This is a genomic window from Pseudoalteromonas sp. NJ631 (assembly GCF_000276645.1).
Lineage (GTDB): Bacteria > Pseudomonadota > Gammaproteobacteria > Enterobacterales > Alteromonadaceae > Pseudoalteromonas > Pseudoalteromonas piscicida.
The window spans coordinates 40,627-56,902 of the sequence record NZ_AKXJ01000001.1; the positions used below are offsets into that span (position 1 = coordinate 40,627).

A 16,276-nucleotide genomic window follows, 5' to 3' on the forward strand; every position below is an offset into this window, starting at 1 on the left:
TCGAAAAATTCGAAGTATCTTTGCGTTAAATCAAATTGTTACTTTTTAGTTCCAAACATCGGTAACAAATAAGTAACCTTGACGCCAAATCGTTTTGATCTTCTCTGGTCGACTTGGATTATCGTGTAGCTTTTTACGCAAGCGAGAGATTCGGACGTCTATTGTTCGCGTATCTGGGCGATAGTATTTGCCAAGGATCTGCTCGTATACAAAGTCACGCTTCACTACTTTGCCGCCATTGCTCGCAAGTAACCATAGCAACTCAAACTCATGGGTTGTGAGGTCAATGCGCTCCTGCCCATAACTCACTCGTCTGGTGTTTTTGTCGATATGCAACTGGCCAAAGGTTAATTGCTCTGGCTCATCGTCAAACTGCGAGTTTGCAGCTTGTCTTCTTAACACTGCATCTAGTCGAGCTCGCCATAATCTAGGCTTTGCATCTTTGGAAATAACTTCGTCAGCACCGAGCTCTAAAAACAGGCTGTGAACATCCTCGTCATCGCTGTCAAGACTGACGATCACAGGGGCTTTGAATCTTTGTCTAAATTGGCTGATTGAATCGCAGGTTGGTACGGATGCGATAGCTTGATCAAGCACGATACCGTTAATAGACTTCCCTGAAAAACCATTCAATTGACCTAATTCCCTCAACAACTCAACAGTATAGCCTTGCTCTTCAAGCATTTTTTGTTGTGATGTCAATATATTGTTATTGCTTTGTGCAACCAAGATAGTGGACACGGACGCACCTCATTCATTCAACATGGATGAACACAGTGTAGTCACGCAACCTGAATGGATGCTTTACAGCGTAAATAATCCTTTTGCCGTATCCCAAAGAGCTTTAACAACTGGGTCATATAACCGTTTATTCTTAGTTACAAGTCCAATTTCAATTTCATCTGATCTAAGCTGCAAAAGCTGAACTTGATTCTTAAATGGACTTTGACTAATTACTATCTCGGGGACACACGCAATACCAAACCCTAAACTCGCGAGCGCAACCATAGCTTCATGACCCGAAACATGCGCATAAACCTTAGGAACAAAATTGTGTTTTTTGCAAAAGTTATCAATTCGATCTTTTAACACACCTTGCTCTGGCATAATAAAAGACAGCCTCTGCCACGGCATTTCACTATGACTATATTCATCAATAATAGACTTAAGCGGACAGTCCATCGTTGGGCCAATAAACACCAATCTCGAACGGCCGATTGGCAAGTACTCTATACCGTTTGGTAGATGTTTTGGCTTCACCGCTACCGCGACATCTTCTTTACCACTGGCAACTTCTGCTATTGAATGCGCGGGGTCGCCGGTAATAAGATTTAACTCTACTTGCGGGTACAGATGGCGAAACTTGGAAAAAAGATCATAAATAAAACTGTAAGTCGCGGTCACTGAACAAAATAAACTCAACTCACCAGTCAAAGGCTTATCATCGTCAACGCATTCGCTCTTAAACTGCCGCCAGCTTGCTAATGTCGCTTGCGCGTAATGAACAAACGCTTTGCCTTGTTGCGTCAGCTCAACGGTGCGATTATCTCGTAGAAATAAAGGTGCGCCGACTTCCTCTTCTAACTGTTTGATTTGACGACTTAATGTCGGAGGGCTAACAAAACAGCGCTCACTCGCTCGGGAAAAATGCAGCGTATCTGCAAGTGCCAAAAAATATTTTAGTTGTTTGTGATTCATAGTATTTCACCTTTTGAAACACTATAGTTCAAATATATCATTTTACGCAATCAAAAGTTCGCCCTACTCTGACTTCAATCTATTTCTACAGAATCAGGAAATATCATGTCGAATTACTTTAATACTTTATCTTTACGTGAGCAATTAGCTCAGCTTTCTCAATGTGAATTCATGGATCCAAAAGAATTCGAACAAGGTGTCGACGTTCTGATTGGTAAAAAACTAGTCATTGTTGGTTGTGGCGCACAGGGCTTGAACCAAGGTCTAAACTTAAGAGATTCTGGCTTGAACGTCAGTTACGCACTACGTCCTTCAGCAATTGAAGAAAAACGTCAATCGTTTCTTAATGCATCTGAAAACGGCTTTATTGTTGGCACCTATGAAGAACTCATTCCTGAAGCTGATTTGGTTCTAAACTTAACGCCTGACAAACAACATACTTCTGTTGTAAACGCAGTCATGCCGTTAATGAAACAAGGCGCAACACTTGCTTACTCTCACGGCTTCAACATCGTAGAAGAAGGTATGCAAGTGCGTGAAGATATTACCGTAATCATGGTTGCACCAAAATGTCCTGGCACAGAAGTACGTGAAGAGTACAAACGCGGCTTTGGTGTACCTACGCTGATTGCAGTTCACCCTGAAAACGACCCCGAGGGTAAAGGTCTTGCGCAAGCTAAGGCGTACGCTGCCGGAACCGGTGGTCATCGTGCAGGCGTATTGCAGTCATCATTTATTGCTGAGGTAAAGTCAGATCTAATGGGTGAGCAAACCATCCTATGCGGTATGTTGCAAACTGGCTCATTACTATGCTTTGACAAAATGGTAGAAGAAGGCATCGAGCCTGGATATGCATCAAAGCTCGTACAATATGGCTGGGAGATCATCACCGAAGCGCTAAAACACGGTGGTATCACTAATATGATGGACAGACTGTCTAACCCCGCCAAGTTACGCGCATTTGAACTGAGCGAGCAACTAAAAGACATTATGCGCCCGCTTTATAACAAGCATATGGACGACATCATCAGTGGTGAGTTTTCAGAAGGTATGATGGCTGATTGGGCTGAAAACGACAATAAATTACTTACATGGCGTGCAGAAACCGCACAAACTGCGTTTGAAAAGCAATCGAATACTGATGCTGAAATTTCAGAGCAGACTTTCTTCGACCAAGGTATTTTGATGGTTGCTATGGTCAAAGCTGGTGTAGAGCTAGCGTTCGAAACCATGACAGCGGCTGGCATTATTGATGAATCAGCGTACTACGAATCACTACACGAAACGCCGCTAATCGCGAACACCATTGCGCGCAAGAAGCTGTTCGAGATGAATCGTACGATTTCAGACACCGCAGAATATGGTTGCTACCTGTATAATCACGCATGTTTGCCACTGTTGAAGCCATTTATGGAATCAATCACAAAACGTGAGATTGGTGAAGGCTTGCTAGACGGTGACAATTATGCTGACAACCAAAAGCTCATCGCTGTAAACCGTGCGATCCGTAACCATCCGGTAGAAAAAATAGGTGAAATCCTTCGCGGTTATATGTCAGATATGAAAAAGATTGTTTAGTAAGTAGAAATAAATTTGCGTCAATAAATTAGCAAACTAGTTCGCTTGTTAGTAACCAAGGCCACTTTCCACCCTGAGATTGTGGCCTTTTATCTCTGTTTATCAACATAACTTCCCATTTAACTCAAATACAGTTAACACTAAATACTGAGGTTAACTTTATTTTATAAACCAAAATTATTTTTTTGTGACTTGGATTGTTACTTGTTCCGAGCTGGTTATTTACTATGCTAGAATAATCGGTTCCACGGGATTACACACACAAATCGAATGCAACACACAGGTTTAACAATTACTCAAAGAATTACCCTTCTGGGTAGTCTCATTGCGATTGCTGTCGCTTGTTTAATCGGGTTTACCTCGCTTTACAGCGCCAAAACGCTCATTAATGAACGCATGATGCAATCTGAATTGCCAAGCAAGATAGAAAGTATCAATAAATCATTAAGCAAGCAGATAGACACGTTGAAAAATGCAGCCGAGCAGCTTTCAAGCAATTTATTAATCACCCAAAGTGCCAAACAAAATACTTTGGATGAAAAACTTCTTGTCAACGAACTCAAGCGTATTGCGGCGCAGTATGACTTAGTTACGGCTTCTTGGGCTAACCGCGAAACCAAGCAATATTGGAATCAAAACGGCTTTCTGCGAGTACTAAATAGAGAGCAGGATGGTTGGTTTTTCGGCTTTACCACTAGTGGCTCGGCTTACTCTATTAGTATCTATCAAGAAGCGCCGGGCGATGTGAAAATGTTTGTAAACCATCAACAGCTAAACGGTGTTGGTTTAGCTGGACTTGCGAAAAGTATTGATGATATGCAGGCGATGCTTGCTAATATGAAAATCGAGCAAAGTGGCTTTGTTTTCGTCATTAACAGGCAAGGTACGGTGCAATTGCACCCAGATGCAAGCAAAGTCGCAAAGTCCTCAATTGAAGACTTTTACGGCCAGCACAGTCGCGATTTTACCTCCACACGTGGATTTATCGTTAAAGAGTTGGAAGTGGATGGCGAAACCAATTTAGTTGCAGCGAGCCCAATTCCAAACACAGATTTGCTTGTGATTGCCCAAGTGCCAACCAGTGAAATCAATAGTGGGATTACTTCTTTGCAGTGGCAAATCATTGGTTTTTCGCTGGTGATTGCGCTAGTGGCGAGCTTTTTTAGTATGCTACTGGCTAAAAACTTAAGCGCGCCACTTAAAAAGATGGCGGATTTATTTGAACAACTTGGCAGCGGCGACGCAAAACTCAATTATCGTTTACCAGACTCAGCACAACCTGAACTTCATGCTTTGGCTGGCGGCTTCAACCAGTTTATAGCTAAGATCGAAGAAGCTATCCACATGGTTGCGGAAGAGAGCCGTTCAATTCGCGTGACGAGCGAAGCCGTGTTTAAACAAAGCCAACAAAACTCTCAGTCTCTGGATGAACAAAAGTCTCAAACTATGTCTGTTGCCGCGGCAATCAATGAGATGGGCGCGACAGTACAAGAGATAGCGAGCAGCGCGACCAACACGGCAAAATTAACAGAAGAAAGTAAAGCGTCAACCAAACGCAGCCGTCAAGGTGTGCAAGAGAGCCAAGAAACACTTCACTTACTTGCTGGTGACATCGAAAATATGGCAGGTCAAGTCGCTACGTTAGCCGAAAAAACACAGTCCATTGCCAACATCGTTGATGTGATCAGGGGCATATCTGAACAAACCAACTTGCTTGCACTTAATGCCGCGATTGAGTCTGCCCGTGCGGGTGAGCATGGTCGTGGGTTTGCCGTCGTTGCAGATGAGGTGAGAGCGCTTGCGAGCCGTACATCACAATCAACTGACGAGATCCAAGCAACGATATCTGAATTAACTCAGGTGTCTGGCGCTGTCGTAAGCCAAATCCAACAATCCAGTGAACAAGCAGAGCAAAGTGTTCAAACGATGCAATCGTCAGTGGAGTTAATGTTGGAAATCTCGGAAACCGCAAATCAAATAAATGACATGACCGCGCTTATCGCAACAGCGACAGAAGAGCAAAGTAATGTCGTCGCGGACGTCGGCCGCAACATCGAGCAAATTAGCGAAATAAGCGATGCAGTGATGAACGAGCAGCTTGACACGGAACAAGCAATTCAGCGTCTTGCTGCATCAGCAAAAGCGCTTGATGATCTCGTCGCGAGCTTTTAAAATCTCTGCTCAACTCTAAAGTAAGCCTGCACGTTTCGTCTTGTAGGCTTACCCTTTCACATTGTCTCTTTGTTACATAGTGTAACAATCACACCGCGCAAATTTTGCAATTATAGTCTAAATTCAATAATAGTAAGGGCCAAAGGCAAGCAATTAAGCCATAACTAAAAGCCAGCCGAATGCCCAATCTGGAGGTTGTATGAAGATAGTAATTCAGTTCTCTATTATTGTGCTTAGTGTTCTACTTAGTGCCTGTAATAGCACTCCCAAAGCGACGATAGACACGTCAATTCTTAATTCAGAGCATCAATTTAATATCCAGCCTGTAGAGTCATACTCAGAGGTATTTCAGCTCAACAATCAAATTAAAGCAAAACTCGCTCAATATTTTCATCACGACGAAATTGGCGTTAAACGCGCAAAAATGTTGATGGCGTTTCTGGTCAATAGTGGCGACGATTCAATGTCATATTTATCTGGCGCTAATCTCACTGCCAACCAAGCTTTTAGTAATATGAATGCCAATTGTCTTTCGCTTTCAATTTTAACCCATGCTATCGCGAGACAAGTGGGTTTGAGAACTCAATTTCAACGTGTACACATACCCGAATATTGGGACGAGAGCCAAGGCTACAGCTTGCTTACAGGGCACGTAAACATAAAAATCTTTGAAGTGGATAATACCCAAGATTCTGTAAAGACACTGTATGTCAAACCCGCTTCCGTTACCGTAGACTTTGACCCTAATAGCCGAGCACAACATTTTAGTACCTCGGCAATAGATACAAACACTATCTTATCCATGTTTTATAACAACAAAGGCGCCATGGAAATGATTAATGGCGACCTTGACATGGCCTACAGTTACTACAAAGCAGCGGTAGAGAGCGATCCCTATCACGATGGCGCATGGGGTAATCTTGGGATCCTATATCGCCTAACTCAACAGTACGACCTTGCTGAGCGCGCATATAACCAAGCACTTGCCATTAATCATGACAATCGAAACGCACTAGGCAATCTTGCAAAACTTTACCATCTCACAGAACGTGACCACGAAGCGAAAGTGATCGAAGCCAATATTCACAACTTAAGAAAGAGCAATCCCTATTATATGCTAGTGTTGGGTAATGAAGCGTTTAAGCATGGAAATTTAAGTCGCGCTAAGCATTTTTATCAAAAAGCTTATCAACTCGACCATAGTATTCACGGCAGTTTCTTTGGATTAGCAAAAGTTGCATTTGAAGAAGGGAATAGAGAAAAAGCAGAGTACTACCTCAATAAAGCATACAAAGCATCTGTCTTCGAGCACGACAAAACACGCTACGAAGGCAAATTAGCCTTATTGAGAGGTGTTGCAAGCAACCAGTTAAATTCCACAGACAACGATGAGAGATAACAATAACAATGAAGAAGCTCCCGTTCAAACTACTCGGCATAATGCTGACCGCGATATGTACCACGAGTGCAGTGGCGCAAACGCAACATCCAAGTATTGTTCATGTTGATAATATATTGGTGCAGGATTTACAAACACTCACAAGTGCTCGCCACCAAGGCCGTAAAAGTGGAGCCCAATCGCCTAACATCAGTGCGCAATATATTTTTGCTGCTTTTGAGCAATTAGGTGGAAATCCGAGCTATCAGCACTTTACCTTTAGAGCCGGCATTTTTAGTAAAGACGCAGGTCACAACATCACAGCGACTTTGCCTTGCACCCAACCTCGTTGTGACAAGGCCATTGTTATCAGTGCGCATTACGACCATTTAGGAACCACAGGACAGAGACATTATCCAGGCGCAAATGATAATGCATCTGGCGTAGCTGCGATGTTACACATGGCTAGGCAACTCAGTAAAACAAATCGCGCTCGCGATATATTGTTTGTCGCCACCGATGCTGAAGAGCGCGGCTTACATGGTGCAAAATATTATGCCAAACACCTTACTCAGGAAGTTGAACTCAATATCAACCTCGATATGTTAGGGATAAATAACAACAACCGTTTATTTGCGTTGTTTTCACCGGGTTTTAAGGAATATAAAACTGAGCTCCAGAACAAGGCACAATCTCAAATCAAATTGACTATAGTATCGTCACAACGACAAATTGAGCGTTATACAAATAATCCAAGAATTGATTGGCACAAAGCAAGCGATCACTACGCCTTTTATCGCCAAGGGATCCCCTATATTTATTTCGGTATGGGTGAAGACAAACATCATCACACTACAAGAGATACATTAGACAATATGGATTTAAATAAGTATCAGGCAGGGGTAAATCTCATCAATGACTTTATTTTGTCATTAACTCGCTCACCACTTGACTCTACTAGCTGAATTTTTTGTGCTTTTGTAAGCTGCTTAACATGCCACTCAAGTTTTGCAGCTTGGGATTTAGTACCGACTCGATATTGGTATTTTAACGTTAAGGGCCCTTTACCTTTTAAATTTTTTGCCCCCTTCCCAGCCTGATGCTGCTCTATGCGCCGCTCTACATTGGTTGTTATTCCTGTGTACCAATGACCAAAGCGCGTTTCTAGGATATATAAGCTCCAAGTAGCTTGGTGATCCGTCTTATTCGGCTTGCTAAGTAACATTTTTCCTAGCACTTAGAGGTTCTCCTCAAGATCTTATCGACGATTTATGTCGCACATGATGACTATTGCAACTTATGTACGAACTTTTTACACTTAGTGCAGTCCAATTCCGCTAAGAGACTTTACCTTCTCTGTGCAATCGGTATCATGCAAACAACTGATAATAAGGATACACAATTTCATGCTGTCTAATAAAACCCTTTCTGTTTGGCTCAGTGCTGTAGTTATGACGGTGTTTATGTCTGGCTGTTCAAGCTGGATTTATCGCATCAACGTGCCACAAGGTAATTTCTTAGAGCAGTCAGATGTAGATAAGCTTCGCGTCCAAATGACCAGAGAGCAAGTGCTATATGTACTAGGTACACCACTTGCAAAAGACACTTTTAATAACAATGTCTGGCATTATCAATACGTATTTAATATTGACAGAGACTCTGAGGTCCGAAAGTCATTTAGCGTTTATTTCGAGAATGACAAACTAGTTCGCGTAAGCGGCGACTTCGAAGAGCCAGAAGAATTTAACACTCCTTTAGACTCATAGAGTCAAAGGGCACACATTATTTCGTAGTCAAAGGGGAAAGGTATTTCCCCTTTTTTAATTAACCTGAGGTTTGGATAAGGAATGAGCTAACTCATTGTTTTTAATACCACATTTGTTTTTAATACCACATTAAATTATACCCTTATCTAGCCAGACAGTTTTAGGGATAACAAGGCGAATTTACGCACCAATAGTTGGCTATTGGAAGTGAATTCAACGCAGTTAGCGCTAAAACTGGCTGCTAGAAAGGCATTAACTATCCGAAGCTCAGGTTAATTATTCCTTATCTCCTAAAGAGACAGGTCGCCCACCGGTAACTTTGCTTGCACGACCTTCTTCTTTTGCTTTCTCTGCACGGCGCCTGCGCGCTTCTTTCGGGTCAGCAATTAACGGACGATAGATTTCGATTCTGTCACCATCACTGACGACTTGCTGTAATTTTACCGTGCGGTTCCAGATCCCGAGCGTCAAATCATTCGCATCTATCTCTGGGCATTTTTCTAAAATCCCTGACTGTAGTACTGCTTGCTCAGCAGACGTCCCCTCAGGCACATCAACCGACAATGACGTCGCGCTGTCTGGCAATGCAAATACCACTTCAACCTTTATCATCATCTCGCTCCGTAAACAACTTTGGCTCGCTGGGTAAACGCAGACACCATATTCTTGGCCACTTCATTGAATAGCTTACCAAACGCCATCTCAATTAATTTGCTCGCGAATTCAAACTCTAATTTTAAACTCACCTTACAAGCCTGTTCATCAAGCGCGGTAAATTCCCAATAACCATTTAAAGACTTAAATGGTCCATCTACTAGGCACATTTTTACTCGATTGCCGTCAAATTCATTTTTTGTGGTAAACCACTTTTTTAGGCCGGCTTTCGAAATTTCTAGACTCGCGGTCATCCCTTGATCATCATTGCTGATAACTTTTGCATCTGAGCAATGCGGTAGAAATGCGGGATAAGCGTCAACATCATTGACCAATTCAAACATTTCCTTGGTGCTATACATCACCAAAGCACTTTTTTCTATCTGTGGCATAGACACTCCAAATCTTAATACAAGGATTTTACCAAGGTTTTGCAGATTTATCTTGTTTGCAGCCACTGACTAAGTAAAAATACGTCACATTAATGAAAAAGCGCTGTCTTAAAACAGGATTTATAGGTAGACTAAGCCATTATGGCAAAGAAAAATTCAAGTAAATCAAATAGCAATACCATAGCGCTAAATAAAAAAGCGCGTCATGAGTATTCACTACATGAAAAGTTCGAAGCAGGTATCGAATTACAAGGCTGGGAAGTAAAAAGTATCCGCGCCGGTAAAGTCAATATCTCAGATACTTACATCCATATCAAGAACGGCGAAGCCTATTTGTTGGCCAGTCAAATTCAGCCGTTAAATAGTGCCTCTACACATGTGATATGCGATCCGCTTCGTTATCGTAAACTACTACTAAATAAACGTGAAATCTCACGTCTTATCGGTGCAACCGAGCGTGATGGTTATTCTCTGATTGCCACAGCAATGTACTGGAAAAAGTGCTGGGTAAAACTCGAGTTCTATCTTGCGAAGGGTAAAAAGCAACACGATAAACGTGCTGATATTAAAGACCGTGATTGGTCACGTGATAAAGAACGTTTGATGAAACACAATGTACGTTAATTTATTTTAATATACGAACAAAACGAAAAAAGCAGGCTTAGCCTGCTTTTTTGTGTTTGATATAAGATTAAGCGTAAAGCGCTTAACCTTTGTACTTTTGCATCACAAGTGTTGCGTTAGTACCACCAAAACCAAAGCTGTTTGACATTACAGTATTAAGCGGTCCATCACGGCGCTCTGTTACAATGTCTAAGCCTTGTGCTTGCTCATCTAGTTCATCAATGTTGATCGATGGTGCAATAAAGTCATTATCTAGCATCAGCAAAGAGTAAATCGCTTCATGCACGCCAGCCGCACCGAGTGCATGGCCTGTCATTGCTTTAGTTGCACTGATAGCTGGGGAATTATCGCCAAACAATTCTTGAATAGCGCCTAACTCTTTCACGTCACCAACTGGTGTTGAAGTACCGTGCGTATTTAGGTAGTCAATCGGCGCATCAAGACCTTGCATCGCTTGTTTCATACAACGTACAGCGCCTTCACCTGATGGTGCTACCATGTCGTAACCATCTGATGTTGCACCATAACCAACGATTTCAGCATAAATGTGCGCGCCGCGAGCAAGTGCGTGTTCTAACTCTTCAACTACCACAATACCGCCACCGCCAGAGATGACGAAACCATCACGATTTGCATCGTACGTACGTGATGCGCGCTCAGGCGTCTCATTATACTTGGTTGACAACGCGCCCATGGCATCGAATTCCATCGCCAATGTCCAGTGTAGCTCTTCACCGCCACCAGCAAAGATAACATCTTGCTTGCCTAGTTGAATTTGTTCAACAGCATTGCCAATACAGTGTGCTGATGTTGCACATGCAGAGCTGATTGAGTAGTTCACACCTTTAATTTTAAATGGTGTTGCCAAACACGCAGAAGTCGTGCTTGCCATGGTACGTGGAACCATATAAGGCCCTACACGCTTTACGCCTTTTTCGCGCAGAATATCAGCGGCTTCAACTTGGTATTTAGACGAACCACCACCAGAACCTACGATAAGGCCTGTGCGTTCGTTTGATACTTGCTCTTCTGATAGCCCTGAATCTTCAATTGCTTGCGCCATCGAGATATAAGAAAACGCTGCCGCGTCCCCCATAAAGCGATGTGCCTTACGGTCAACGAGAGATTTTACGTCGATATCTATTTTACCAGACACTTGGCTACGTAGGTTGTAGTCTGCAAATTCTTGGTTAAAAGCAATACCGCTCTTACCTGCTTTTAATGACTCTAAAACTTCTTGCTTGTTGTTGCCGATGCTCGAAACAACACCGATCCCCGTAATAACGGCTCTTCTCATGGGTTTATTCCCTTCGATATTACAAATTATGCATAGTATACGCTGAATTTTAGCGCCAAGTGGTCAGCTTTCCAGCGTACACATGTACTCTGAACCTAAATAACTAAAAATGCAACCAGACTATTGAGTCGAAAGACAGTAAAATAGTTCCCAAATAGTCGAACATAGAGTCTTTCATGATAAAAAACGCTCAAATACACTTCAACGATGCTGGTACCCCTGTTGCCGATAGTTTTGACGATGTCTATTTTTCCAACGATGATGGGTTAGCTGAGTCACATTACGTCTTTTATACTCAGAACCATATCGACGAGCGGTTACAAAATCATGGCAAAGACCGATTTGTCATCGCAGAAACTGGTTTTGGTACTGGATTAAACTTTCTCAACGCTTGGTATCACTTCAACCAGCGTAGCAAAGACGCATGTGTTAACCAACTCCACTTTGTCTCATTTGAGAAATATCCAATCCATATTGATGACTTAGTTAAAGCGCTACAAGCTTGGCCTACGCTTGCCCCACTCGCCGAAAAACTTTGCCAACAATACCCGATGGCCCTTGAAGGGTGCCATCGCCTAGAGTTTGATGATGGTCAAGTGACCTTAGATTTATGGTTTGGTGATATTCACGATAACTTACCACAACTAAGTTTTGAACAAACCGGATTTGTCGATGCTTGGTTTTTAGATGGCTTTGCACCGAGTAAAAACCCAGATATGTGGCAACAAAGCTTATTTGATGCCATGGCCAATATGAGCCGTGATAGCGCTACTTTGGCAACATTTACCGCAGCGGGTTTTGTCCGCAGGGGACTACAAGACGCCGGCTTTGCGTGCAAAAAAGTCAAAGGGTTTGGTCGCAAACGCGAAATGGTGGTCGGAACGCTGAGCCGTGCCAATAAAAACTCCAATACTCCAGCGTATTACAGCACCACACCGCGTAAGCTAGAGAGTATCGCAATTATTGGCGGCGGTATTGCCTCAAGTTGTTTGTTGTATCACCTTAGTAAACGTGATCTTGGCGCAACACTTTTTTGTCAAGACGACACGTTAGCCAAAGGTGCTTCTCACAATCGTCAAGGCGCGCTATATCCAAATCTGCAAGCAGATCACACCCCCTCGAGCGAGCTATACGCCCACAGCTTTTTATATGCAAAGCGCCTTTATCAGCATATTGCAAATACAGGCTACCACTTCGCACACGATTGGTGTGGCGTACTCTTACAGTCCGTTAGTGAAGCCAAACAAACGCAGCATCAAAACTTAGCTGAAAAGGCAACTTGGCCGCATGACTTAATTCATGCCGTTGATGCCAAGCAGGCTTCAGTCATAGCAAATACCACGCTGCCCTACGGTGGACTTTATATTCCAGAGGCAGGCTGGCTAAACCCGGCAGAGGTAACGCAAGCGGTGTTTGATGCAGCTCACGCATTCAAAGCTGTTTCGACTCATTTTAATACTGATATACAAAAGCTTGAAAAAACTGAGTGCGGCTGGCTGTTACACAGTGAAGATAATACGTTTGGGCCGTTTTCAGATGTTTTTGTCTGTGGCGGGGAGCACTCTGACCGATTCGAGCAAACCAAACATATTCCTATACACGGCGTTCGCGGTCAGGTCTCTCATATTGATGCTGGAGAAGAATCGCAAAAACTCAATACCGTACTTTGCCATAAAGGATACTTTACTCCCGCAATGGATGGACAACATTGTATGGGTGCGACATTTGAAAAAAATAGCAAAAGCCGAGAGGTGAAAGCCGAAGATGATGCAGTTAACCGTGCCCAGCTTGAACGCTTTTATAAAGACACGGATTTAGCTGCGAGTCTTGGCGAGATTACCTCGGCAAAAGCCGCTGTACGTTGCTGTTTTAACGATCATTTGCCGATGCTTGGTCAAGTCCAGCATAACGATGAGTTTTGCTCGGCGTTTGCTAATTTAAGAAAGGGAAAACACTACGGTTTTGGAAATCCAGCACTACCCTATCAAGGTATTCATATTGTTACCGGTTTTGGCGCACGAGGACTGTGCAGCGCTCCACTTGCTACTGAGCACTTAGTTGCAACTCTACTTGGCGAAGCAAGGCCTTTAAGCGAACGAGTACATCAGGCAATTCACCCAGCCAGATTGCTCGTCAGGGATTTAATTAGAAGTAAAATCTAATAATGGCTAAGGCATAACATCACCTAGATATTATGCCTTAATCAATATACACCCATTACACGGTAAAGGACTGTCTATTTACGACACCCCAATAGTCGTCTTGATATTGAGATTCGCTGTAGTCAATACCGTTTAACGTCAATGCTTTGCGCCAAAATTTGATCGCGTGATCTGCCCCTTGAATTTGTTTGACTTGCCAATGCCCTGGATACATTTGCCATATTTTGAACATAAACGAAGAACCGAGTTTACGTTTTCTCGCTGCTGGCACGATATAAAACTCACACACCTCAAAGGTGTTTTGCGCTTTCAAAATATTTATAAAGCCAACCGGGTGGCCATTTTCATATGCCAAGTAGCCAAGGTGCTGTTCGTCTATTGGCGTATCTAACTGAAATAAACCGTTACTATCTGGTAATTTTTCCGTCAACACTGAAAACTCAGCTTCATATGCTTGCACCAAATTAAAATAGACTTGCGTTAATGAACCCACTACTTGACGAATTTCCAAAATACCGACCTTTACTCAGAATTAGTCGGCGTAACTTACAGCAATAGTGCACAAAGTTAAACAGACAAAATTACGATTTCATCTGAACTTGGAATTAGAAATGAACTGACTAAAATGCATAGATCAAAAATATCACCCGACCCTAGCACGGTACTTTTACTCTGGATATAAAACCCAATACCGACATAGGTATTGGGTTTTGCCTAATATTAAGTCAGAAAAGTAATTGTATTTAGCCGCTTAATACGGGTTATTGGGTAAATAAAAGTTACTCAAGTTTCCGTTAATGGAAACCGCGAGTTCACTGCTACTATGTGTATGGGTGTAGATGTTGTAACTCTGCCCCGGCAACACTTTAACTCGCAAAAAGTCTTGATATTGTACTGCTTGACCGCAAGCGAGTGCTGTTCTTTTAGTTTGTGCTGTTTCTTTGAGAATATAAACTTCAGCGCTGCCATCCACGATCCCTTCGCCTTCGCTATTGATGAAAATTGATGTTGCTTCACTCGCTGCAATATTAAAATAGTTACTACTGTGGCGAGCTAAAGATACGGCTGCACGTCCCATTCTGTCACGCTCAGCAAAGTGCGTGTCTGTTAGCGCATTGTCTAGCATGGGGATAGAAACAAACCGACTACTAAAATTCAGTGTTTCGTGACAAAAATCGGTTACTACTTCACTGGAGATAGCACCGAGCACACCATCAGGATCGTAAATACTGTCGGCCAGTAACGCCATTCCAGCTGATGTACCACCAACAACACCTCCCTTATCAAAAACGTGCTGCACCGCGCTTTGGACAGAAGTTCCTTGCCATTTATTTAGATAATCAGACTGATCGCCTCCAGCAAACCAGACAAACTCGGCACTGCGAATAGCCCAATCAACATAAGGGTCATTAGCCTTACTAACAGAATCAATAATTAACGTCTCAACTGAATCAGCGGCCATTAGACCAAGTAAGTAATCATTGTACGCGTCCGTGCCAGAAGTACGCAGTACCACCACATCAGCACCATTACCAATATGAGGAGCTACTCTTTGGCTAAAGGCATTATCAACATCGGTTCCCCCGCCCATTAAGAGCGTGGCACCGTTATCCGGTGTGAGCGTGTTGCAAGTGTCTGAGCTATTTCCAGCAAGATAAGCCTTTAATGCCCCAGGTTTTGACGGACGAATACCGTAATTACACTCTCCAGTTGGCGGCGGAGGAGTTTCACCTTGGACAAAATTCACAATCAAATCATACCAACCAGAGCCACTATATCGCGTTAGCTTTATATAATAGGTACCTGCAGTCTCAGCATAAAAGCTCCCGGTTTCTGGTATTTGACTCGTTTCCCTACTGACAACTGCTGAGCCTGTTTCTTGATATAAGAACCAGTCAAAATCATCACCAGAGCTATGGTCTAGCGAGATATCTATCGAACCTGGCGCCGCCACATCAAAAGTAAACCAGTCGATATCACCTCTGGATAACTCGCCGCTAATTGTCGTGTTATTACACACTCCACTATTGGCATTACCTTCGCTGTCGTTAGATTCAGTTTCAGTAGTTGAGCAAGCATAGCTATGGCTTGTAACAAGCATTAGAGCAGCTAGTGATACAAATAGAATGTTATTGTTTTTCATAGTATTTACCTGAATGATATATATTTCTATGTTCCGTACCGTTGCATTGCAAAGTTACGCTGACGCACACCGTATTTTGCACTAAGCGCCCACGGCAACTTATACACAGATGGCGATGGCCAAAAGCGCAGAAGTGAGCCTTATTAATTTGGTTTTTTGAAAAACCTAAACGCAATTAGCGTTAGGGTTTACATTCGCATTGATACGGAACGTGATAAAACCCACCCAACAACTTGTCGGTGGGAATAGAATTGAAATTCAGGTGTAGCTATTCGTCGAACCACTCACTCAAGTGGTAATTAACGGAACATTCATGCAGATCACTAGGGCGTTGTTTGTTGTAGATGAACATTTACGTCTCCTAGGTGATAGTTAAAAGAATGAGTATTAAGCAGATGTAAACAATCCGCTT

At 42.8% G+C, this 16,276-nt stretch carries 15 protein-coding genes; 7 read left to right on the forward strand and 8 right to left on the reverse strand.

The window, feature by feature from the left end; translation table 11 throughout:
- Nucleotides 1–45: 45 nt before the first annotated feature.
- Both A587_RS0100180 and ilvY read right to left on the reverse strand, forming a co-directional pair.
- A complete protein-coding gene (locus tag A587_RS0100180; protein WP_010373828.1) occupies nucleotides 46–741 on the reverse strand; it encodes a response regulator transcription factor in 696 nt (231 codons plus the stop codon).
- A gap of 63 nt (nucleotides 742–804) precedes the next feature.
- On the reverse strand, nucleotides 805–1,698 hold the full coding sequence (gene ilvY / locus A587_RS0100185) for an HTH-type transcriptional activator IlvY (RefSeq protein WP_010605095.1): 894 nt from the start codon (nucleotides 1,696–1,698) through the stop codon (nucleotides 805–807).
- Nucleotides 1,699–1,803: 105 nt separating this feature from the next.
- Here ilvY and ilvC point away from each other — a divergent pair, with 105 nt between their 5' ends.
- From ilvC to A587_RS0100205, 4 genes are all read left to right on the forward strand, one after another.
- Nucleotides 1,804–3,276: a ketol-acid reductoisomerase gene (ilvC, locus tag A587_RS0100190; protein WP_017215968.1), complete on the forward strand. Its 1,473-nt coding sequence runs from the start codon at nucleotides 1,804–1,806 to the stop codon at nucleotides 3,274–3,276.
- Between the two features lie 270 nt (nucleotides 3,277–3,546).
- Nucleotides 3,547–5,448, forward strand: coding sequence for a methyl-accepting chemotaxis protein (locus A587_RS0100195; RefSeq protein ID WP_017215969.1), 1,902 nt, complete (start codon nucleotides 3,547–3,549; stop codon nucleotides 5,446–5,448).
- 199 nt (nucleotides 5,449–5,647) lie between these two features.
- Nucleotides 5,648–6,847: a tetratricopeptide repeat protein gene (locus tag A587_RS0100200; RefSeq protein ID WP_017215970.1), complete on the forward strand. Its 1,200-nt coding sequence runs from the start codon at nucleotides 5,648–5,650 to the stop codon at nucleotides 6,845–6,847.
- Nucleotides 6,848–6,855: 8 nt separating this feature from the next.
- Nucleotides 6,856–7,791 (forward strand): M20/M25/M40 family metallo-hydrolase, encoded by a 936-nt coding sequence (locus A587_RS0100205; RefSeq protein WP_026000837.1) that lies wholly within the window; start codon nucleotides 6,856–6,858, stop codon nucleotides 7,789–7,791.
- Here A587_RS0100205 and A587_RS24575 read toward each other — a convergent pair.
- On the reverse strand, nucleotides 7,719–8,051 hold the full coding sequence (locus A587_RS24575; RefSeq protein ID WP_010373817.1) for a GIY-YIG nuclease family protein: 333 nt from the start codon (nucleotides 8,049–8,051) through the stop codon (nucleotides 7,719–7,721). The two genes, A587_RS0100205 and A587_RS24575, sit on opposite strands and share 73 nt — an antisense overlap.
- A 181-nt stretch (nucleotides 8,052–8,232) precedes the next feature.
- On the opposite strand from A587_RS24575, the gene A587_RS0100210 reads away from it, so the two are divergent.
- On the forward strand, nucleotides 8,233–8,592 hold the full coding sequence (locus A587_RS0100210; protein ID WP_010373815.1) for an outer membrane protein assembly factor BamE: 360 nt from the start codon (nucleotides 8,233–8,235) through the stop codon (nucleotides 8,590–8,592).
- A 276-nt stretch (nucleotides 8,593–8,868) separates the two neighbouring features.
- Here the strand turns inward: A587_RS0100210 and A587_RS0100215 are convergent, their stop codons facing one another.
- Nucleotides 8,869–9,204 (reverse strand): RnfH family protein, encoded by a 336-nt coding sequence (locus A587_RS0100215; RefSeq protein ID WP_010379113.1) that lies wholly within the window; start codon nucleotides 9,202–9,204, stop codon nucleotides 8,869–8,871.
- Complete coding sequence (locus tag A587_RS0100220) at nucleotides 9,204–9,638, reverse strand: type II toxin-antitoxin system RatA family toxin (RefSeq protein ID WP_017215972.1); 435 nt, start codon at nucleotides 9,636–9,638, stop codon at nucleotides 9,204–9,206. The genes A587_RS0100215 and A587_RS0100220 overlap by 1 nt, the downstream gene beginning before the upstream one ends.
- Nucleotides 9,639–9,779: 141 nt before the next feature.
- Here A587_RS0100220 and smpB point away from each other — a divergent pair, with 141 nt between their 5' ends.
- Nucleotides 9,780–10,262, forward strand: a complete 483-nt coding sequence (gene smpB, locus A587_RS0100225; protein WP_010379116.1) for an SsrA-binding protein SmpB — start codon at nucleotides 9,780–9,782, stop codon at nucleotides 10,260–10,262.
- Nucleotides 10,263–10,344: 82 nt separating this feature from the next.
- Here the strand turns inward: smpB and fabB are convergent, their stop codons facing one another.
- Nucleotides 10,345–11,559: a beta-ketoacyl-ACP synthase I gene (gene fabB / locus A587_RS0100230; RefSeq protein ID WP_010379118.1), complete on the reverse strand. Its 1,215-nt coding sequence runs from the start codon at nucleotides 11,557–11,559 to the stop codon at nucleotides 10,345–10,347.
- Between the two features lie 176 nt (nucleotides 11,560–11,735).
- Between fabB and mnmC the strand changes: the two genes are divergently transcribed.
- Complete coding sequence (gene mnmC, locus A587_RS0100235) at nucleotides 11,736–13,721, forward strand: bifunctional tRNA (5-methylaminomethyl-2-thiouridine)(34)-methyltransferase MnmD/FAD-dependent 5-carboxymethylaminomethyl-2-thiouridine(34) oxidoreductase MnmC (RefSeq protein ID WP_017215973.1); 1,986 nt, start codon at nucleotides 11,736–11,738, stop codon at nucleotides 13,719–13,721.
- A gap of 55 nt (nucleotides 13,722–13,776) precedes the next feature.
- On the opposite strand, the gene A587_RS0100240 is transcribed toward mnmC, so the two are convergent.
- Both A587_RS0100240 and A587_RS0100245 read right to left on the reverse strand, forming a co-directional pair.
- Nucleotides 13,777–14,232: a GNAT family N-acetyltransferase gene (locus A587_RS0100240; protein WP_017215974.1), complete on the reverse strand. Its 456-nt coding sequence runs from the start codon at nucleotides 14,230–14,232 to the stop codon at nucleotides 13,777–13,779.
- A 240-nt stretch (nucleotides 14,233–14,472) separates the two neighbouring features.
- On the reverse strand, nucleotides 14,473–15,864 hold the full coding sequence (locus tag A587_RS0100245) for a pre-peptidase C-terminal domain-containing protein (RefSeq protein WP_017215975.1): 1,392 nt from the start codon (nucleotides 15,862–15,864) through the stop codon (nucleotides 14,473–14,475).
- Between the last annotated feature and the right edge of the window lie 412 nt (nucleotides 15,865–16,276).